The organism is Streptomyces sp. Rer75 (genome assembly GCF_013414305.1).
GTDB classification, from domain to species: domain Bacteria; phylum Actinomycetota; class Actinomycetes; order Streptomycetales; family Streptomycetaceae; genus Streptomyces; species Streptomyces himastatinicus.
Map to the genome: position 1 here is coordinate 473506 of NZ_CP058693.1, position 18870 is coordinate 492375.

An 18870-nucleotide genomic window follows, 5' to 3' on the forward strand; every position below is an offset into this window, starting at 1 on the left:
CTCTGTGAGGGGGTGCGCCCACGCGTTCAGCGTGGGAGCGGAGAGACGAGGGACTGGTGGATCCGAAGCCTGCGCGGGGGTGCGAGCAGGTCGAAGTACTCGGTCCACACAGGGCTGAGGATGTCCCTGAGCAGGATGTCCTTGGCGATGTCGACGATCACCGGCAGCGAGTGGGCCATCAGGAGTGGCATCAACAGCCGCTCCTCGCCCGGCGCGAGCAGGCCGGCGGCCGTCGCCGCCTCCCGGAACGCGGCGAGGGAGCGGCGGCGGCCGGTCTCGTCGGCCACCCGCCCCGCCATCTCGGCCAGCCAGGCGAGGTCCAGCAACCGGTCGCCGACGTGCAGATTGTCGAAGTCCAGCACGGCTGCGACGTCAGGGCCATCGCCTTCGCCCGCACCGTCGCCCGTGGGGGAGAACAGGAAGTGGTGGTAGTGCAGGTCGCCGTGCACCACCGCGGGCCTGGCGGGCTGTTCGCCCGCCGCGGCCGGTCCGGCCTCTCGCAGCAGCCGGCCCGACGCGATGACGCCGCGCAGCGCCGAGGCGGCCGCCCGGCCCCAGCTGTCGCCGCGCCGCTCCGCGAGCGGCAGCAGCCGCTCCTCGGCGTCCCGCAGGGCGGACGGCCAGTGTTCCTCGTCGACCAGCCGGGGCAGCCGGATCGGGGCGAGCGTGTCCGCCACCCCGCCCGGCGGCCGGTCCAGGGCGCGGCGCAGCCCGAGCCCGGTGCGTACGACGGCGGCGGCCTGTGCGAGCGTGAGCTCGCCGGACGCGGCGCCCGGCGCGAGCGGAGCGAGTTCGCACACCAGCCCGTCGTGCCAGACGCTGGTGGCGCCGTCCGAGGCCGCCACGGCCGCCGGGGCGGGCACCCCGTGGCTGCGGCAGTGCGCGAGGACCTCTTCCTTGAGCGGATAGAATCGCGGCTCCCGTGCGGCGTCGGGATTCAGCTGGACCTTCAGTACGTAGCCTGCCTCGGGGCGCTCCACATGCCACAGGCCCGCGGTGTGACTGAGCGGCGCGGTGTCACCGGCCGAGAGCGGCCGCACAGGGATACCGGACCACCGCGGTCCCCAGCGGGCGGCGAGCACCTGGCGCACCCATCCCGCGCTCCCGGCCGCCTCCACGCGGGGCGGCACCGCAGCGGTCATCGGCGGTCCTGCGGGCGCGGTGGCCGACCGGAGCTCCACGACGTTCGCATGGGACCCTCCCCTGCCTGAATCTGGTGGTTGGTGCTGGACAGTGCAGTGATTCCAGCAAGCGGTTCTGTCGTGGCCCTGTGATGCACCTGTCCCGCTGCCGCCGCAGTCTGTGCTCGCTCTGTCGTCCTAGGGATATGACCAGACTTTTGTGGACGTGAGGCCGCAACTGCGGCATCGCTGGCGAGAGCCGATCGCTCTGGACAGTAATGCCCTGGATACTGACCGTATGTTCTTCCAGGTCCTGGGTCCGGTACAGATGCTGGTGCAGCACGGTGCCTTCCGCCCAATTCGGGGCGCCCGGTTGTCGGCTCTGCTGGCCCTGCTGCTTGTCCACGCGCCGGCGGTGGTGAAACGGGATTTTCTGATCGAGGAGTTATGGGCCGACCAACCCGTCAAGGACCCGGTCAACGCCTTGCACCTGCACATTGCCAAGCTGCGCGTCCTGCTGGGCAGGGACAGCGGCCTGCTGCAGACGCGGAAGGGCCTCGGATACCGGATGGGTCTCTCGGCGGACATGCTCGACGCGACCCGCTTCGCACGGCTCGCCGTCGAGGGCAACGACCACCTCGACCAAGGGCGCCCGGCCGACGCGGCGGTGGTGCTTCAGGAGGCACTTCGGCTGTGGCGGGGCCCGGCGCTGGCGGGCGCGGGTGACTCCGTGGCCATCGCCGGTGAGCGGGCGCGGTTGCAAGAACTGCGCCTCGTGGCATCCGAGCATCTCGCAGAGGCGCGACTGGCCCAGGGGCAGCACGTCGCCCTGGTGCCCGAGCTGAAGGCGCTGGTCGCCGAGCACCCGCTGCGCGAGAGTCTGCGCGGGCTGCTGATGCGGGCGCTCTACGGAGCGGGCCAACAGGCCGAGGCGCTCGAGGTTTTCAACGCCACGCGCGGAGTACTCCGCGACGCGCTGGGGGTGAGTCCTTCCCCTCCCTTGCGCGCACTGCACGCCGCTTTGCTGGCCCAGGACACGCTCGCGCTGAACGCCCCGCGAAGGGGGCTCGCCGCCACAACGCCGCCGACGGGGCCTCGGAACGCCCTGAGCCGGGTGGCTCCCGGGTCAGGGTCCCAGACCACCGGTGAGGCAGGCCGGACGGGCGGACTCGTCCCGCCGCTCGACGCGTTCGTCGGACGGCGCGCGGACCTGGGGACCATCACGGCAGCGGTGCGGCAGAACCGCCTGGTGACCGTGGTCGGTCCGGGCGGCGCGGGCAAGACCCGGATCGCCCTCCAGGCGGCGGACAGTCTGCGCGAGGAATTCCCGGACGGCATCTGCCTGGTGGAACTCGCCTCACTTCCCGCCGGTGCCGGCCCCGACCGGCTGGTCGCCGCATTCGCCGAGGCGCTCGGCATCCCGGATTCGCCCGACCGGATCCCTCAACTCGTGCGACTGAAGGCCGCCCTGGCCGGAAAGCGGATGCTCCTTGTGGTCGACACGTGCGAACACGTACGCCAGGGCGTGGCCCACACCGTCGACACCCTGATGCGCGGCTGCTCCGCTCTGACCGTGCTGGCCACGAGCAGGGAGGCGCTGGCCGTGCCCGGCGAAACGGTTTTCCCGCTGCGCCCGTTGCCGCTCGGCGAGGCGGTCGAGCTGTTCCGGGCCCGGATGACCTCGGCCACGCCGGACCTGGGGTGGGATGACGCCACGCGGGCGAGCGCGGCAGCGGTGTGCCGTCGGCTGGACTGCCTGCCGCTGGCCATCGAATTGGCTGTCGGCCGCACCCGCATGCTCACCGTCCCGGACATCGAGGCGCGGCTCGCCGACGGCCTCCATATCCTCGCTCAGACCCCGTCCCCCGCTCCCGAGCGGCATCGCACCCTGTACGCGATGCTGGACTGGAGCCATGACCTCCTCGGCGCCCAGGAGAAGCGGGTCTTCCACGACTTGTCCGTGCTCGTGGGTACCTGGGACCTCGACGCCGCGGAACACTTCTGCGCGGACGCGACCCTGTCCGGCGCGGAGGTGGTCGACACCGTCGGCCGACTGGTCGGCAAGTCGCTCCTGGCCCCCTTGCGGGGAGCGGGCAGCTCACGCTTCCGGATGCTGGAGACGGTGCGTATCTACGCGCACCAGAAGCTCGCGGCCTCCGGCCGCGAGGAGGAGGTCCGCAACCGCCACGCGGCCTGGACCTTACGTCGACCCGAGTCGGCCGCCCGGAGCGGTCCCGAGCCCCACAGCGGTCGGCCCCCCGCCCGGCCGACCGCGCCGGCCCGGCACGATGCCATGTGGATCGCGAGAAGCCAGGGCGCGTGCCGGCACTGCTCTCTCACGAGCTGAGCACACCCGTCCGCGGTCGGTGGCGTAGGCGAGGAACACGCCGATCTGGCTGTTCTCGGTGCGTCCGGCGGTGCCGGAGTACTGCCTTTGCACGCCGGCCGAGCGGATGCCCTTCTTGAGGAAGCCGGTGTCGTCGACGATCAGAACGGTATCCCGGTCTCCGAGGTGTTCGACGACGTAGTCGCGTACGTCGTCCAGGACCTCGTCGGCGTCCCAGTCGATCCGGTTCAGCAGCCGGCGGATGTGGTCGGGCCCCGCGTGTCCGGCTTCTTCCGCGAGCGTCCAGCCGTTCTTCCGCTCCAGCGGAGCGATCATCCCCCGCATATAGGCGAGTGCCGACTGGCGCGGCTCCTCCCGGCTGAACCGGTGCACGAACCGCTCGTGCACCGTGCTCAGTTCCCCGGCCCACAACCTGACATCAGCAAGGTCCCCACCCATAACCAGACCAACGACTGAGCTGGCCAGCAGTCACGGCAAACACCGTTGCAGTACTAGCCGGTGTCGGTGACGGCGCCTCGCCTCAGGGCATCCGGTCTTGTCGGCGGCGAGTAGCGTGACCGAGCCCCAGGTCGCCAATGCGGGCAGCCGAAGGTCCTCCTAGCCGCCCGGGGTCACGAGACCCGATTCGTACGCCACCACTACCGCTTGTGCCCTGCTGTCCAGGTCCAGCTTGGTCATCGTGCGGTTGAGGTGGGTCTTGACGGTCGCCTCGCTGATGTAGAGGCGGTCAGCGATCTCCAAGTTGGACAGGCCGCGTGCGATCAGTTTCAGGACCTCGAGCTCACGGGAGGTCAACGCCTTCAAGTCCGCGGGCTGATCGCTGGCCGTCTGCCGGGCGTACGCCTCCACGAGGCGGCGGGTGACGCTGGGCGCGAAGAGCGCGTCGCCACCGCCGACCGCGGCCACCGCGGCGAGTAGCCGTTCGGGGCCGGAGTTCTTGAGGAGAAATCCGGAGGCTCCGGCGCGGAGAGCCCCATACACGTACTCGTCGAGGTCGAAGGTGGTCAGTACCAGGATGCGGGGCGTGGGGTCGGTGGCCTGGGCGAGGATGCGTTCGGTGGCGTCGATGCCGTCCATTCCGGGCATCCGGATGTCCATCAGGATGACCTCGGGGGCGGTCTCGGCGGCGAGCGCCACGGCCTCCGCGCCGTCGCTCGCCTCGCCGACCACCTCGATGCCGGGTGCGGCGCGCAGCAGCCCCACCAGTCCGGCCCGGATGAGGAACTGGTCGTCCACGACGAGCACCGTGGTCATGTGGTGGCGTCGTCCCCCGCCCTGCGGCCCGCGCGGAGGTCGGCAGGGTCAGCCGCACGGCGAAGCCACCTTGCTCCTGCGGGCCGATGCTGATCTGCCCGCCGTAGAGCTTGGCCCGCTCGCGCATGCCAAGCAAGCCATGTCGCCGCCGGTTCGCACTTTGTCCGGAATCACCCCCTCTCCGTCGTTCGTGACCGCAACAGTGACCTGATGCGGTTCATACCTCAGCCGTACCTCCGCACTCGCTCCGGGTGCGTGGCCGTAGTTAGCGACGCAACCTCGGCCGCTGATCAGCCTGGCGCCCCAGCCCAGAGCCATGGAAAGCCGCTGAACCGGTCCCCTCTCTTCCCACCAGCTCCCAGGGCCGCCCACAAAAAGTGCTGGCCCGGTCCGGCCCCCACCGGGTGGGCTAGCGTGGCCGGGTGATCAGGAGCTGGATGGAATGGGGCGCGATCATCGACCCTGAGCGCTTCAACGACTGGTACCGGAAGGAGCGGGATCGGCTCTCGGACATGGCCCGGGACGCCGACTGGAACGGCCTGTTCGAGGAGCTGCTGGACAGACAACCGGGGCCGGGGCGGGTCAACCTCCCCCGGATCGGGAACCGCACCGGGTTCGCCCCGCTGCATCAGGCAGCCTGGCACGGCGCGGCGTTCGCCGTCGTCTCCCGGCTGATCGCGCACGGCGCCTGGCGCACGCAGCGCACCCGGGACGGACGGCGTGCCGTGGACGTCGCGCGGGAACGGGGGCACACGCATCTGCTCCAGCTTCTGGAGCCGGTCGTGGTGCGCCAACTCCCCTCCCCTCCCGAGATGCTGGAACACCGCTTCCACTCGCTGCTCCAGGCGCGGATCGGCCCCTGCTTCGAGGAGACCGAGCACCTGCTGCCGCCGCTGGCCCCCCTGACGGAAGGACCCGCCATAGAGATCACCTTCACCGTCTGGGGGCTGATGGGCGGCGTCACCTACCGCCTGGAGGAGGACCATCTGCACGTGCACATCCACTCACGGATGGACGCCGACGACGGCGAGCACTACCGGGTCACCCCCGACGGCTGGACCAAGGTCCGATCCCCGCGTCTGGCGCCGCCCCCTCCGCCCGCCCCGCAGCGCCCCACGTCCTGACCGGCGGACGGGCCAGACCATCGTCGGCGGCTGGTGGCCGTACGAACCTCGACATCGCCGCTGCCCTTTCCCGGCTCGACGTTGCCCTGCACGACCGTTGGGAGCTGATGGTCTCGGTGTGGTCCGGGACGACGAGCACGGCCACTGGACAGCCGACAGCACCATGCCGCCGGCCGAGGACCGGGCTTCGGCCGTAGGTGCCCGGGTTCCCGGGCACGCCGAGCGGTCCCAGGCCGGAGGGGGAGACACCAGGTGCGGGCCTCGGGAAGGCAGGCCGACCAGGCTCCGGTACCGGCACCTTGCCGTACGGGTGATCGGTACGCTCACGGGCATGGGGCTGGACATCAATGTCATCATCGCCGATTGGTCATGGCTGGGCGAGGTTCCCCCCAGGCAGAGGCTGTCGCGGTTGAGGGACGCCTGGTACGCCAAGGAGACCGGGCTGTGGGATCTCGATACGCCGGTGGTCGAAGGTGACTGGAGTGGCCACGAGGGCCCAACAGCGACTCCTTCGCCGTCTACGAGTTCCGGGACACCCTCGGTTCGTTCAAGTCGGCCGCCTGACAGCGTGCGGGAACTGGCCGCGACCTGGGAGGAGGTACGGCCCCGGCTCGACGGGCTGCGTGGGGCGTTTGACGAGCATGCCGCCGTGCCCGAGGGCTGGGTCGGCGACTTCGACGAGTTCACCGACCTGCTGGAGGACTGGGGTCGCGTCCTTTCCGAATCCGCCCGGCGGGGCTGGGGACTCGTGGGGCTGAGCGGGTAGGGCGCGACCGGTCACCTCGCGTCGCGGCGCTCGCCCTTCGACATCTGCTCCTCGGGCGGTCACCTGGATGGCCGAGAAGAGCGCCCGTTGGACGCATGACCCGCAATCATCGAATGTCAGTCCCGCTTGCCACCATGGCGATCATGAGTCACAACATCGGGTACTCCACAGCAGACCAGGCCGACGTCCTGGCCTACCTGGGCAGCAACGGCAACCTCACCCCGGATCAGCAACGCCGCCTCGACGGAATGCGCCAGGCCGCCCGGACCCATCAGGCCGACCTCGATCACCAGGGCATCGACTGGGGCCTGTCCATCCCCGACGCTCTGGACCACCTCCTCGCCGGGCGCACCGACGCATCCGCAGAGTACGCGGGCCGGGCGTACCACTCCGCGTTGCAGCACATCATCGACCACAACGCATCCGATCCGTCCCATCTGGGCACCTACTCAAAGCCCTCGACGTTCTTCAGCCTGGTGGACGACGAGCTGGGCCGCCTCGGCGTGCCCGCCCACCTCCTGCCCCACGGCTTCCTCTACGGCGGGCCGCCCGACAGCTTCCCGTTCATCCCGAACTCGATCGACGGATACCCCGCGATCGGCCACCTGCCGCTGGCCAAGGCCAAGCCCGCCGCCGATGCATACCGCGCCGTCCTGGACCAGATGAACCCGGACTTCCGGTACGACGTGCGAGAACTGATCGAGACGCTGGAGTTCGAGCACAGCACGTGGGAAGAGGCCACGGAGAACGTCAGCTGGTACACCCAGGACACCCTCTTCTTCAAGCTCACCTGACCGGCGGCCAGCCCGTGGTCGAGGGGTTCGCCGATCTCCTCGCACAGCGGGGCCAGGCGGGCGGCGGCCTGGTCCTCGGGGAGGTAGCCGGGGGCGACTTCGAGCATCAGCTCACCGAGGGCGAGGACGTTGGCGGCGAGCTGGTCGACGGCGCGCCGCCCGTCCACGGCGGTTGGGTCCGCCGATGGTTCGGTGGGCGCGGATGGCGCGGTGCGGACGCCGTGGACGGCCTGGTGGACGACGGCGCGGACGGCCTCCTGTTCCGGGCCTCAGGCGCCGCTGGCGGTCCAAGCGGCGAGGCGGCGGGCGATTAGGGCCGCGACGTCGTCGGCGCGGTCGGCCACGGCCAGGAGTGCCCCGCTGGGACAGCCCGAAGTCGATCGTGGCCGCCGCCGGGTCGGTGTCTCGCGCGGATTTCCGGCCGGGAGCGTCCCTGTAGTGGCTGTGACCTGGGAAGGAACATAGCGAACATGTCCGGGACGTGGTTGCAGACTTGCTGCGGCTCACTCGATCAGGGGTCGGCGAGCCGCACGATCATGCGATCGGCAGGTCCTGCGACGGGCTGAGTACGAAGCTCCCTGTCGGCACGGGCGGCCCCGCAACGGCATCGCCAGCCGCTACGAAATGATTGCGGCCATCTACCTGGCCGGACTCCGCATGCAGGCATCTTCATCTGGTCCGCCCGATGATCCGGATGGGGAATGGTCTAACTCCCGGCCGTGGCGGCCGTGACTACGGTGACTGCGACCATGGCTGCCTGCATGTCGCGGATGGCAGCGCGAACGCTCTCGGCCGCCCATTGCCCGGCGGCCACCTCCCCCATCCTTGCGGCGACCTGCTCACGCGGGCTGTCGGGAAAGGCCAGGCGGTGCAGCTTGGCGGCGTGGATCAGTGCGATGAGGCCCGCTGTCCGTGTGTCCGGCTCGGCGCTATCCAGTACGACGGCGCGGAGCCGTTCCCGCAACTCAGCCTCGACGGCGCCGTCGGCCTCGGGAAAGCGGCGTATCGGGAACACGCCGAGTGCCTTGTGCTTCTCCTCCACGACCACTCCGCGCTTGCACAGGCTCTCCAGAGCCGCACCGACGGCCTTGGCTTGGTCCTTCGTCAGCCACTCCGTCACCCGTCGCTTCTTGCGACCACGCAGCCACGTCTCCATCAGTGCCGTCCGGCTGTCGAGTAGCTGGTCCCCGGTCGGCGTCGTGTCTGTCAGTTCGAGGTGCTTGCCTGCAACGGACACCCGCCCGGCCAGGACCAGTTCGAGCAGGATCCCTCCCGACACCGCCCACCCAGCGGCTTGCCGCTGCTTCGCCGACCCGGACTCATCGTCCAGAGACAGCAGCATGATCTCCTCGGCCAGTGTGATCGCCATACCCACTACCCCCGTATACGCCCTGAGATCACTTTCTCATGATCAGACGCCCGGAACCGCTAAGAGGTTACCCCGCTAACTCCGGCTTAGCTCGCCCCTCTCACCTCATGCCTGGTCCACTGACTGATCCAAGAGAAACGGCAGGGCGATGGTGGTGACGACGGCGCTGATTCAGGTAGGGACGGTGCCCCAGTCGATGCTGCCGCGGTCACCCCCGCACTATGCCGCGCGGCACCCGCCGACCGGGCCTCTTTCGGCCCACCGGCCTGCTCCTGCGCCGTGCAGGCACACCACGCGGCCCCGGGGTTCAGACACAGGTACTCAAACGGCTTAGAAGCCGTTGCTCTATCGATCTTGGTGAGCGTGAGTTCGAGGTCGTCGACTCGGTCGGGTGATCTCTTGGCTGGCTGCGCATGAAGGCAGGGCCTCCCGCACAGCTCGTGGGTGTCGAATCCAGCCGAGCAACAGGAGGCCCCTGGTGCTGCAGTCTTCCGTGTCCGTGCCAGTGTGGTCTAACTCGGCTTTTCTGAAGTGTGATTGTCTCGCTCACCGGTTCGGGAACGCAGGGGACCGGCCGTACAGGCATCCGAGGTATCCGTCCGACATGAGCGACGCGGAGTGGGCGGTCGTACGCGAGGCGATGCCGGTTCCCGGCTGGCTGGAGGGCCGCGGCGGCCAGCCGGAGCGCTATTGCCACCGGCAGATGGTCGACGCGGTGCGTTACCTGGTCGCGGGCGGCATCACCTGGCGGGCGATGCCCGCGGACTTCCCCGCGTGGGACCGCGTCTATGCCTTCTTCCGGCGCTGGCGCGACAAGGGCCTGACTGCCGAGTTCCACGACCGGCTGCGCGACCGGGTCCGCAAGGATGCGGGCCGGGACCCGGAGCCGACGGTCGGCATCATCGACGCGCAGTCCGTGAGGAGCCGCATCGGTGCCTGCCGCGACCAGGGATTCGATGGCGGGAAGAAGGTCAACGGCCGTAAGCGGCACATCCTGGTGGACACTCTCGGACTGCTGCTGGCCGTGATGGTGACCGCGGCCTCGGTCACCGACCGGGACGCGGGCCAGACTCTGCTGGCCCGCCTGCACGAGCGGCACTGGCGTGTTACGCGGGTGTGGGCCGACGGCGGCTACACCGGGCGGCTCGTCGACTTCGCCCGCGAGGTCCTGCGCGTCGCGTTGACCGTGGTCAGACGCAGCGACGACTCCAGCGGTTTCACCGTGCTGCCCAAGAGGTGGCTGGTGGAGCGCACGTTCGCCTGGCTGATGCATTCACGCCGCCTGGCCCGCGACTACGAGACGCGCACCGACACCTCGGAAGCGGTGATCCGGTGGTCGATGAGCATGGTCATGAGCCGCCGGCTCGTGCGACGGGCACGCTGAACAGTCCCGGATCTTCCTCCGCCAGCCACCCCCGCGCGGTCAGGCGCTTCGCCTTCGACCGCACCCCTTCGACCTTCGCGGGGACGGGCTCCAGCCCGAGGGACACCGCGAGTTGACGGCAGTCCATCGCTCCCCTGCCGGTTCCGCCCCCATCTGCCAGGACATCCATGATCCGCTGGTAGTCCGGCGCGAGAACCGTCGGGGCGAGCCCTTCCCGCCAGTGCGGCACCACCGAACCGGGCACAGCCGCCGTGACCTGCACCGACTCTCCGCCGGCCACCGCGGCCGACGGCGCATCCGCGCCGCCGCGAGGCTCCGCCAGAACCTCGCCCACCGTCTCACGGGCGATCACGAACCGCTGCCACACAGCCTCGGCCTCCTGCAGTTCGGCCTGGAGAACCTCCACCCGCTCCCGAGCGGCGCGTTCCCGCTCCTCCAGCAACCCCATCACCGACGGCATCCCGGCACCTCCACCGAAGAGGACGACACGACACCTCGTCCCTGCCGCCGAAACACCCCACCTACACCTGACCAGCAGAAACGCACCCGTCACGCTCGGAAAGACAACGGCTTCTTAGGCATCAGGTTGTGCGCCAGAACAGGGCCGTGGAACGGCGCGTTGCTGGTCGCGCGTCGCGAAGGTCGGCGATCCTTGTGCGGTCATGTGGATGCTGCTCTTGGCCGTCGTGGTGCTCGCGGCCGCGAATGCGCTCACCGTCCTGCTCGCACCCGGTTGGTACGTGCCGGTCTGTGTAGTCGCGGCCGGACTGCTTGTTCTGATCGCCCGCCGGTCCGGCCTCACTTGGGACGATCTGGGGCTCGGCAAGGCCGCGGCCCGCCGCGGTCTGCGCTGGGGCCTGGTCCTGGCCGGAGCCGTTCTCGTGGTCTATCTGGTGGGTCTGGCCCTGCCATTCACCCAGGAGGCATTCCAGGACGAGCGGGCCGCGGGCCTGTCTCCCGGAGAACTGGCATACCGCGTACTGGTCCGCGTACCCCTCGGCACGGTGCTACTTGAGGAAATCGCATTTCGCGGCGCGTTGTGGGCGATGATTTGGCGACGGTGGGGGCCTGTGTGGGCCACCGTCGCTTCCTCGGTGCTCTTCGGGCTCTGGCACGTACAGCCGTCACGCGGGCTCACGCGCGCGAACGCGGCGGCCCAAGCGGTCTTCGGAGCCGGCCACCTCGGCGTCGCCCTGTCCGTGACAGCGGCGGTCGCCGGCACCGCCCTCGCCGGTGTGCTCTTCTGCGAGCTCCGCCGCCGCTCCGGCAGCCTCATCCCACCCGTAGCGCTGCACTGCGCCCTCAACAGTCTGGGCTACGCACTCGCCTGGGCGGCGAGTCGCTGGTAGGCCTGATCGGCCACTCCCGGGCCTCACCTGTCCGTCTGCCGTAGCTATACGAGCGGACCCCCTTGATGGGAAGGACTGCCTGATTTGCGGTGTGTGATGGCCGGGAGCCGTCGCCGTCGCCACGTAGCGATGCCGCGAGCAGCGAGTGCCGACAATCGGCACGTCCGGCCGCAGCACACACGCCCGTGGGCCGCCTGCGAGGTGCGGTCCTGGACGACCGTGCTCCTCCACAGCTCGTCCATCTCGTCGTCGCTGGACTCGCAGCCCTCCGGATACGCGACATCCGCGCGCTGCTGGGCGGCCTGGACGGTGTCGCGGACGGCGCGACTCAGACGGGTGAGCAGGGAGAGCGTCGGTTCGTGGGTGATCGGGTCGACGATGTCGCGCGTGCGTGCTGTACCCCAGTCGGCGACCATCAACGCAGTGGACACCAGCATCTGAGCCTCCTGAACAGCGACCCAATAATGTCCTCGTCGGCAGCAGAGGCGCCGATCAGCCGGCTGCGGATCACCCGGGCGTTCTCCCAGCCGCGCCAGACTCCGTCCTGGCGGTCTGCTTCGCTGCCGCGCCTGACGTTCTGAGACAGCGGCGGATAGGCCAGCACGAGCTCGGTCGCCGCGCGCCAGTCCCGGGCCAGCGCCTGCACAGCGGCCTCGCCGATGACACGGGCACGCAGACGTTCCCCATGCCATTGCCGGGTCCGGTCGTGCTGTTCTGTGCCGCGCAATCCCGGCACAGCGGCGGTCCGTACCGGGCCGGCGGCTTCCACGAGCGGCTCGTGCGCAGAAGCTCCGTCCCGCAGCTGGCGCAGTAGATCCGAGGACGACGGGCCGATCGCGGCGAGCATGTTGTTGATAGTGAGGCCAGCGGCCTCGGCCAGAGGCCGACCATGGATACCAGGTTGCTGCCAGTACAGGTGCCGCAGCACCCCGATCAGCTCGGGGTCGTGTACAGCTTCCACCGCATCACGCAGGCGCTCCACCTGCTCCAGCACGTGTCGCCGTGTGAAGGCGAGCCGCTGCTCGGCCTCCGCGAAAGCAACCTCGGCATCGGTGAAGTCCCGGACCGACTGCTCAGCGCCGTCCAGGATCTCGTGCAGGCTCTCCTCGCTCATGGCCAGGAGCTTTGAACTGACCAGCCGCCCCGCAGGCGTTGGACATTCGACGCGTGCATGAACATCCGCCCCCGCAGACCGTGCGAGGCCCCTGCTCTGCTGTGCCGACGATATCGCGCTCGCCGGGCGTCGAACCCGGCCCCGGACCGACTGCCCGGGCCGGAACCGGAGGGTGCCCAGGCGGCCGGGGCGGCCGCGTGGCTACCTGTCGGCGCGGTGGTGTGCCGGTACGTGGCCGACTGGACGGCGATCCAACTCTGCTGGAGCCTCGCCGTCGGCCCAAGACCGCGACCAGCAGCACGAACCAGGCATGGACGGTATCGCCTTCCCAAAGGGCCTCGATAAGGGCCTCGATCGCGGCCCCCGACCCGGCAGGGCTGCGGCGCGGGCTGCGAGTACGACAACGACATGGCCACTCACCCCGACCCTCAGCCGAACCGTGATGCCGTGCCAGGCCGACTCCGGCGGCAACTTGGCACCCACAGGAGTCGCTTCCTGTCTCACGGTGTCGCTCGTACGGCTCAACCTGCCAGGTCACGAGAAGGGGGCCCCAGGTAGAACGGGCAGGAGCAGACCAAGCTCGCCTGCTGCGGGCGCCTTCCGGCAGACGGTACGGAAGGCGCACACCTCGTGCACGAACAGGGGCACAGGATGGACGACCGGTACGCGGACTTCTGTCTGGCCGACCCCCACTTCTACGACCGTCTGGACGTAGATCGCCGCAGCGGCGCCAGTGCGGAATGGGAGGCGGCGCGGCGCCCACTACCGCCCGGCTGGGAACGCGTACGCACCCGGGAGGCGCCGCCGGAGTCCTCTACGCCCTCCACCACGCCGCCGGCGTCCACTACGACCGGGGCGAGCAATGGCTGCTGGACCACACCGCCACCCCACAGCCCGACGCCCCGGCAGGCCTGTACACCGGGCTGAGCGGTGTGGCGCTGGTACTGGAACACCTCGGCCACCGCGGCCGCGCCCTCGATGTGATCGCCCATGTCCTGGCCGGACCCTGGCGTCAGACGGGGCCGGGTCTCCACGGCGGTCTACCCGGTATCGGTCTCGTCCTCGACGACCTCGCCACGTCCACCGGCGAGAGCGCACTGCGCGCGGCAGCCGCGGAGATCGCCACTCTCCTCGCCCAGGACACCCCCGGCCAGCTCACCAGCCCGGACGGCACCAGCACGCCAGGCAGACCAGGGCTCATGCACGGCGCCACCGGAACCGCGCTGTTCTTCCTGCACCACTACGACCACACACACGACCCGGCGCTCCTGGACCACGCTGCCCGCGCTCTCCAACAGGACCTCGACCGATGCCTGCACACCAGCTCCGGAGCACTCCACACCGGCGACGGCACACGGAGCCTTCCCTACCTCCGCACGGGCAGCGTCGGCATCGGCATGGTCCTCGACGACTACCTCACCCACCGCCACGACGCCACCTTCGCCCGCGCCCGTGACGCCATCGCCCTCGCCGCCCGCTCCCGCGTCTACGCACAGTCAGGCCTCTTCGACGGACGTGCCGGGATGCTCCTGTACCTGGCCCGCACCAGCACCCCCACCGTGTCCCCCCGCCACCTCGCCGACCAGGTACACGCCCTGGCGTGGCACGCGATCAACCACCACGGCCACCTCGCGTTCCCCGGCAACCAGCTCATGCGCCTGTCCGCCGACCTCGCCACCGGCACCGCCGGATGCCTCCTCGCCCTCGCCGCCGCCTCCGGCTTCCCCGCCCACCTGCCCTTCCTGCCACCTGTGCGCACACGCCACGAACCGGCCGGCGCTCCAAGCCGCGCCCCAGCACCCACCACGGGCTGCTGACACACCCCCACGGAAGGAACCCCGCCATCATGGAACTACTCGACCTGCAAACCCTCCCCGTCGAACAGCCCGAAGAAGCCCAAGCAGACCTTCAAGACGACAGCGGCCTGAGCCTGCTGACCTGCGCAGGAGACAGTGCGGTCAGCGTCGTCCTCTGTCTCTGACCGCCTCGTACCGGCCGACTCCCGCCACCCTCCGAGTGCAGACGGGCAGCCCCAGAGGGTGGCGAAACCACTACCCGCCCCTCGCGCGAAAGCGTCCTCGTGCTCACTCCAGCACGCTGAGCGGGCCGACGAACGTCCCAGAGGCGTCGTCCAGCAGCGCGCCGCCGTACAGCCATGTGGGAGCATCCGCTGCGCCGCTGGCCTGCTGGACGCCCATGGTCGCGAGTCCTCCGCGTGACCGGGGGACCTCAACACCCTCGTCCGGCTCAAGCCGCCGAGCCTGGCGGGCGCAACGAAAAGGGTCAGTCGTCGGTGGGGTGCTCGTGCAGGCGCCGGGGGAGATCGTCCCACCAGTCCCGGGCCCAGGCGCGCAGGGTAACGGTGTCCGCATCGGTGAGGCCGTAGGCGGTGAACTCCTCGTCCTCGTACCACTCCGCTCCGGCCAGGCGGGCTTGGAGGTCCTCGAGACAGAACTCGTCCCGGGCGTGCCGACGGCCGAGGGTTTCCAGGTCGGCTGTGGTGTGGTGGCGGGAGGCGGCGTGGACGTCGATGAGGTCGCGGACGGCTCCGCGGTCGGCCAGAGCCCGCACCTTGGTACCGATGACGTCGTCGAGGGCGAGGACGGGGCCGTACGCGGTCGCTAGCGGGTAGGCGGTGCCGATGGCCAGGACGTCGGAGAGGAGCCGGCGGTGCAGGTCGCCGAGGTTCACGCTGCGGCTACCGGGGCGGCGGCCAGCTCGGGGAACGCGGCTTCCCACACGTCGCGGATGGCGCGGCTGATCAGCGTGCGCAGCACGGGCCACCGGGCGACCAGGAGGTCCCGGTTCAGCAGCGTGATGAGGTCCTCTTGCTGTCCTTCGGCCAGCACGGTGCGGTACATGCTCATCCGCGACCGTGGCCGGTCAAGATCGAACCTTGTCAAGGCCACATGCAGCGGCAGCTGCACCGTGCCCTGCGCATGCCCGGCCAGCTCACCGAGTGAGACGGGCAGCCTGCGGGCGTACCGCTCCCGCAGCACCTTCGGCAGCGGACGGCGACGGCTCGGCGGCAGGCATGGCGGACATGCAGAGGAGTATGGCGCAGCACTCGGGCAAGCGTGCCACCACCAGTGACGACCGGGTTTGGCTTGCTCAGAGAGCGGTGTCGGACTCGATGCCCTGCGCACGGGCGAGGGCGAACAGGATTCGTTCAGCCATGCGCAAACACCGCGGACCCGCGCTCGACCACGAGGCCGCCGACTCAACGACCTCGCGGCTGGCCGGGGAGATGTAAAGGGCGGGACGGTGGGAACGCGGGGCTGATCCAGTTGCCTGCCACGGGAGTGATCGTGACCTGCATCGACCGACATGACGTGGGGCTGCTGCTCAGGCTGGGCACCGGCGGAGTGCTGGCCGCACACGGCGCGCAGAAGCTGTTCGGCTGGTTCGGCGTGGGCGGGCTCGAGGGGACCGCGCGATTCTTCGAGGTCCGTGGGCTACCGACCGGCCAAGCCGAGCGCGCTGGCCGCCGGGCTCGCGGAGGCGGGCGGCGGCACGCTGCTGGCGCTGGGTCTGGCCACACCGGCGGCGGGCGCCGCGGCGGCCGGCGGAATGGCGGGAGCGGCGGCCGTGCACGCTCCGCAGGGGTTCTTCGCCCAGGGCGGCGGCTATGAGTACCCGGCGTCCCTCGGTCTGACGGCGGCAAGCCTGGCGGTCACGGGTCCCGGCCGGCTCTCCTGGGACGCGCGGTCCGGCCACGCGTTCAACCGCGACTGGATGGTTCCGGCGGCGTTCGCGGTGACGGCGGCGGTCACGACGCTGGTAGTCGGGGCGCGGGCCAAGCGGCTGCGGGAGAAGCCGGAAGGGGATCAGGAAGCGCTGTCCGAGGAGTAACCGCCCATTCGAGCAGGACGAATCAAGGCGAAGCACGGGGTCCGCTTGAGCCCGCGCAGGGTGCCCGCTTGATCGTTCGGTGTGTTCAGATCATCAGCCCGACGAGCGGAGAGGTGGTGAGTGATCACCGGGGATCCGGGTCGGCGCGGAGTATTCGGTCCTGGAGGTCATCACAACCACAAGCCGGGTGTTGCTCCGGATCCCTGAGCGGCCCGACGTCTTGGCGGAGCGAGACGCTCCTCGGTTGTGGGATGCCGCTATGTTCACCGTGATCAGCAGTCGGATGTCGGACTGTTGGGTTGCAGGACTGGAGGGCGCGGTGACGCTGGCGCCGAAGGAGTGGCAGCGTCCAGGCTTCTGGGAAGACTACTTCGACGGCGAGCCATCTGCTGGCGCCGAGTACGAGCGTTCAAGGCGCGGAACGCCTCTGATGCAGCTCACTGAGCCGACCTGCCGTCGTGGCGAGGCACCGCTCGGCGGTGGAGCGGATGCGGCCGGCCTCCTCCTGGTCGAGCATCAGGTAGGAGAGGCTGTGAATACTGACCGCGGCCATCATGTCGTGCATCGCGGGCGGCTAGTTGATCGGTCCCGGTCCTCCGCCAGGAGGGTGGGGCCAGTGGTGAAGGTCCCAGACGATCCTGGGCCACCACGGAGGGCATTGTGCGCATGGGCGGCTTGGCCGGGCGCCCGAACATGACCTGTGCGAGATCATGAGCGCGATCCTGTACGACCGCGCCGGCGTGCAGTGGCGCTATCGACTTCCCACCCTGGGAAACCCTCTACGGCTACTTCACCACGTGGCGCATCTTTGCCCAGCTCAACGGCCTGCTACGGGAGCTACTGCGACGCCAGGGCGGCCGAAACACCGAGCCATCGGCGTGCGTCATCGACGCGCAGAGCGTCAAGACATCCACCAGCGTTCCCGCCGCCAGCCAGGGCACCGACGCCGACAAGCTATTTCTGGCCGTGCTGGTCACCGCGGCGAGTGTGCAGGACTCCGTGGCCGGCGCCCACCTGTTCGAGCAGGTGGCCGGGGACCATCCCACGATCCGCAAAGTCTGGGTCGACGGCGGCTACCGCAAACACTTCGTCGAACACGCCGCCACCCTCGGCATCGACCTCGAAATCACCCAACACATCCCCGGAACCAGGGGATTTATCCCGATCCCGAAACGCTGGGCGGTCGAGCGGACCTACGGCTGGCTGATGCTCCACCGACGCTTGGCCCGCGACTACGAAACCCTTCTCACCCGCTCCGAAGCCATGACCCACGTGGCCATGACCGGGCTCATGGCCCGCCGCCTCACCGGCGAGAACACCACTCCTGGCGCGACCCCACAAAGACTCACCAACCGCAGATTCCGGGGTGAAACAACGGGAGAAAACGACCTCTCAGCAAGTACACCACCACTGGAGAGATCAATAGGAGGCCTGCCCACCGGGCCAGACCGGCAGTCATCCACTGCTTCCCCGTCGGTCCTCCCTCACAAGGCGCCCAGGGACGGCGGCTGCCGAGTCCGGCAGCTTGCGCAACGGCGCCTGCGCGGCGACTGCATGCGCCAGCCACGCCAGAGGCCGCTTCCCATGTCGCAGCCGTTGTACAGCGTCCAGAAACCGTTGTAGAGATCCATCAGGTCGATCATGTCGACCGCTTCAAGGCTTTGCTGGCGCCCCATGCTTCGGACTGCCGGCACGAAGGTACTCGGATCCCGGAGCTTCGTGAGGGCTCACCACCTTCGACCCCGGCACCCCGCGGCCGGACAACTGGCCCGACCACCTGGCGCTGTGGGCCAGGCACCACCAGGAGCAGGAGAACGCGCTACCGCTGGAGCAGTGCGTGGTCGACCTCTCCAGCCCCGAGCTGACCGCGGCGCAGCTGATCGGGGCCCGGAGATGGCCGAGCTCGGCGGCATCACCGCCTCCACGCTGCGCGCCTACATCTCGGGCGGCAACAGCGAGGTGCCCCTGCCCCAGGCCACCGTCGGCGGCCGCGACCAGTGGGCACGCGCGGTGGCCGAGGACTGGGTGGAGGCCCGCCAACGCTCCTACCAGGGCATCGACGCCGCCATGTCCGCCGGAGACCGCGACAACCTCTCACCCGGCGCGGCCGACGTCCGCGACCGGTTCGCCACCGACCTCCACCACACGCTCTGGGACCGGCCCGACGTACGCAAGCGGTGGGTACTGCGCCAGCGCAACACGGAATCCGTTGCCGAGATCGCCAACGAACTGGCCTGGTCCCTCGCCGCCAGCCTCGACCGGATCATCCCCACCCAGCATCTCGGACGGGTCGTCCAGGGCACGGTGATGCACGACTTCGCCGAGTCCGGCGAGATGTTCGCCGACGAGGCCAAGAAGCGAGGGAAGCGGTCCTGATGGTATTTCAACCTGACGCC

19 protein-coding genes and 4 pseudogenes are annotated in these 18870 nt (G+C 69.8%); 12 read left to right on the forward strand and 11 right to left on the reverse strand.

The window, feature by feature from the left end; genetic code table 11:
- Positions 1–26 precede the first annotated feature (26 nt).
- Positions 27–1142 (reverse strand): aminoglycoside phosphotransferase family protein, encoded by a 1116-nt coding sequence (locus tag HYQ63_RS01330; protein ID WP_257231517.1) that lies wholly within the window; start codon positions 1140–1142, stop codon positions 27–29.
- A gap of 307 nt (positions 1143–1449) precedes the next feature.
- Between HYQ63_RS01330 and HYQ63_RS01335 the strand changes: the two genes are divergently transcribed.
- On the forward strand, positions 1450–3468 hold the full coding sequence (locus HYQ63_RS01335; protein ID WP_373689194.1) for a BTAD domain-containing putative transcriptional regulator: 2019 nt from the start codon (positions 1450–1452) through the stop codon (positions 3466–3468).
- Here HYQ63_RS01335 and HYQ63_RS01340 read toward each other — a convergent pair.
- Positions 3445–3906, reverse strand: a pseudogene (locus HYQ63_RS01340) (transposase); the annotation flags it as partial. The gene HYQ63_RS01335 and the pseudogene HYQ63_RS01340 overlap by 24 nt on opposite strands.
- A 159-nt stretch (positions 3907–4065) precedes the next feature.
- Positions 4066–4722, reverse strand: coding sequence for a response regulator transcription factor (locus HYQ63_RS01345; RefSeq protein WP_179932099.1), 657 nt, complete (start codon positions 4720–4722; stop codon positions 4066–4068).
- Positions 4723–5144: 422 nt separating this feature from the next.
- Here HYQ63_RS01345 and HYQ63_RS01350 point away from each other — a divergent pair, with 422 nt between their 5' ends.
- From HYQ63_RS01350 to HYQ63_RS01365, 4 genes are all read left to right on the forward strand, one after another.
- Positions 5145–5846 carry an ankyrin repeat domain-containing protein gene (locus tag HYQ63_RS01350; RefSeq protein WP_257231518.1) on the forward strand — a complete coding sequence of 234 codons (702 nt, stop codon included), beginning with the start codon at positions 5145–5147 and terminating at the stop codon, positions 5844–5846.
- A gap of 568 nt (positions 5847–6414) precedes the next feature.
- Positions 6415–6612: a hypothetical protein gene (locus HYQ63_RS44240; protein ID WP_257231519.1), complete on the forward strand. Its 198-nt coding sequence runs from the start codon at positions 6415–6417 to the stop codon at positions 6610–6612.
- A 143-nt stretch (positions 6613–6755) separates the two neighbouring features.
- Entirely contained in the window at positions 6756–7406 is a 651-nt protein-coding gene (locus HYQ63_RS01360) for a hypothetical protein (RefSeq protein ID WP_179932100.1), read from the forward strand.
- Positions 7407–7420: 14 nt separating this feature from the next.
- On the forward strand, positions 7421–7720 hold the full coding sequence (locus tag HYQ63_RS01365; RefSeq protein ID WP_179932101.1) for a hypothetical protein: 300 nt from the start codon (positions 7421–7423) through the stop codon (positions 7718–7720).
- A 392-nt stretch (positions 7721–8112) separates the two neighbouring features.
- Here HYQ63_RS01365 and HYQ63_RS01370 read toward each other — a convergent pair whose 3' ends face one another.
- Positions 8113–8775, reverse strand: coding sequence for a GPP34 family phosphoprotein (locus HYQ63_RS01370; protein ID WP_179932102.1), 663 nt, complete (start codon positions 8773–8775; stop codon positions 8113–8115).
- A 604-nt stretch (positions 8776–9379) separates the two neighbouring features.
- Here HYQ63_RS01370 and HYQ63_RS01375 point away from each other — a divergent pair.
- Positions 9380–10159 (forward strand): IS5 family transposase, encoded by a 780-nt coding sequence (locus tag HYQ63_RS01375; RefSeq protein ID WP_179932103.1) that lies wholly within the window; start codon positions 9380–9382, stop codon positions 10157–10159.
- Here HYQ63_RS01375 and HYQ63_RS01380 read toward each other — a convergent pair.
- Complete coding sequence (locus HYQ63_RS01380) at positions 10125–10619, reverse strand: hypothetical protein (RefSeq protein WP_179932104.1); 495 nt, start codon at positions 10617–10619, stop codon at positions 10125–10127. The genes HYQ63_RS01375 and HYQ63_RS01380 overlap by 35 nt on opposite strands.
- Before the next feature lie 208 nt (positions 10620–10827).
- Here HYQ63_RS01380 and HYQ63_RS01385 point away from each other — a divergent pair, with 208 nt between their 5' ends.
- Positions 10828–11508, forward strand: a complete 681-nt coding sequence (locus tag HYQ63_RS01385; RefSeq protein WP_257231520.1) for a CPBP family intramembrane glutamic endopeptidase — start codon at positions 10828–10830, stop codon at positions 11506–11508.
- A 44-nt stretch (positions 11509–11552) separates the two neighbouring features.
- Here HYQ63_RS01385 and HYQ63_RS01390 read toward each other — a convergent pair whose 3' ends face one another.
- Both HYQ63_RS01390 and HYQ63_RS01395 read right to left on the reverse strand, forming a co-directional pair.
- Positions 11553–11945 carry a hypothetical protein gene (locus tag HYQ63_RS01390; RefSeq protein ID WP_179932106.1) on the reverse strand — a complete coding sequence of 131 codons (393 nt, stop codon included), beginning with the start codon at positions 11943–11945 and terminating at the stop codon, positions 11553–11555.
- Positions 11924–12622, reverse strand: coding sequence for a hypothetical protein (locus HYQ63_RS01395; RefSeq protein ID WP_179932107.1), 699 nt, complete (start codon positions 12620–12622; stop codon positions 11924–11926). The genes HYQ63_RS01390 and HYQ63_RS01395 overlap by 22 nt, the downstream gene beginning before the upstream one ends.
- A gap of 740 nt (positions 12623–13362) precedes the next feature.
- Here HYQ63_RS01395 and HYQ63_RS01400 point away from each other — a divergent pair.
- Together HYQ63_RS01400 and HYQ63_RS01405 are read left to right on the forward strand one after the other, a co-directional pair.
- Entirely contained in the window at positions 13363–14439 is a 1077-nt protein-coding gene (locus HYQ63_RS01400) for a lanthionine synthetase LanC family protein (RefSeq protein ID WP_179932108.1), read from the forward strand.
- A 29-nt stretch (positions 14440–14468) separates the two neighbouring features.
- Positions 14469–14603 (forward strand): SapB/AmfS family lanthipeptide, encoded by a 135-nt coding sequence (locus HYQ63_RS01405; RefSeq protein WP_179932109.1) that lies wholly within the window; start codon positions 14469–14471, stop codon positions 14601–14603.
- Between the two features lie 302 nt (positions 14604–14905).
- Here HYQ63_RS01405 and HYQ63_RS01410 read toward each other — a convergent pair.
- Both HYQ63_RS01410 and HYQ63_RS01415 read right to left on the reverse strand, forming a co-directional pair.
- Positions 14906–15250: pseudogene (locus HYQ63_RS01410) on the reverse strand (nucleotidyl transferase AbiEii/AbiGii toxin family protein); the annotation flags it as partial.
- A 59-nt stretch (positions 15251–15309) separates the two neighbouring features.
- Positions 15310–15621: a hypothetical protein gene (locus tag HYQ63_RS01415; protein ID WP_306664803.1), complete on the reverse strand. Its 312-nt coding sequence runs from the start codon at positions 15619–15621 to the stop codon at positions 15310–15312.
- Between the two features lie 309 nt (positions 15622–15930).
- Between HYQ63_RS01415 and HYQ63_RS01420 the strand changes: the two are divergent.
- Positions 15931–16474 (forward strand): annotated as a pseudogene (locus tag HYQ63_RS01420) (DoxX family protein).
- A gap of 409 nt (positions 16475–16883) precedes the next feature.
- Here HYQ63_RS01420 and HYQ63_RS01425 read toward each other — a convergent pair.
- Positions 16884–17039, reverse strand: coding sequence for a hypothetical protein (locus HYQ63_RS01425; protein ID WP_179932111.1), 156 nt, complete (start codon positions 17037–17039; stop codon positions 16884–16886).
- 112 nt (positions 17040–17151) lie between these two features.
- Here HYQ63_RS01425 and HYQ63_RS01430 point away from each other — a divergent pair.
- Positions 17152–17844: pseudogene (locus HYQ63_RS01430) on the forward strand (transposase); the annotation flags it as partial.
- 114 nt (positions 17845–17958) lie between these two features.
- On the opposite strand, the gene HYQ63_RS01435 reads toward HYQ63_RS01430, so the two are convergent.
- On the reverse strand, positions 17959–18150 hold the full coding sequence (locus HYQ63_RS01435; protein WP_179932112.1) for a hypothetical protein: 192 nt from the start codon (positions 18148–18150) through the stop codon (positions 17959–17961).
- A gap of 217 nt (positions 18151–18367) precedes the next feature.
- On the opposite strand from HYQ63_RS01435, the gene HYQ63_RS01440 reads away from it, so the two are divergent.
- Complete coding sequence (locus HYQ63_RS01440) at positions 18368–18850, forward strand: hypothetical protein (RefSeq protein WP_179932113.1); 483 nt, start codon at positions 18368–18370, stop codon at positions 18848–18850.
- The last annotated feature ends 20 nt before the right edge of the window (positions 18851–18870 follow it).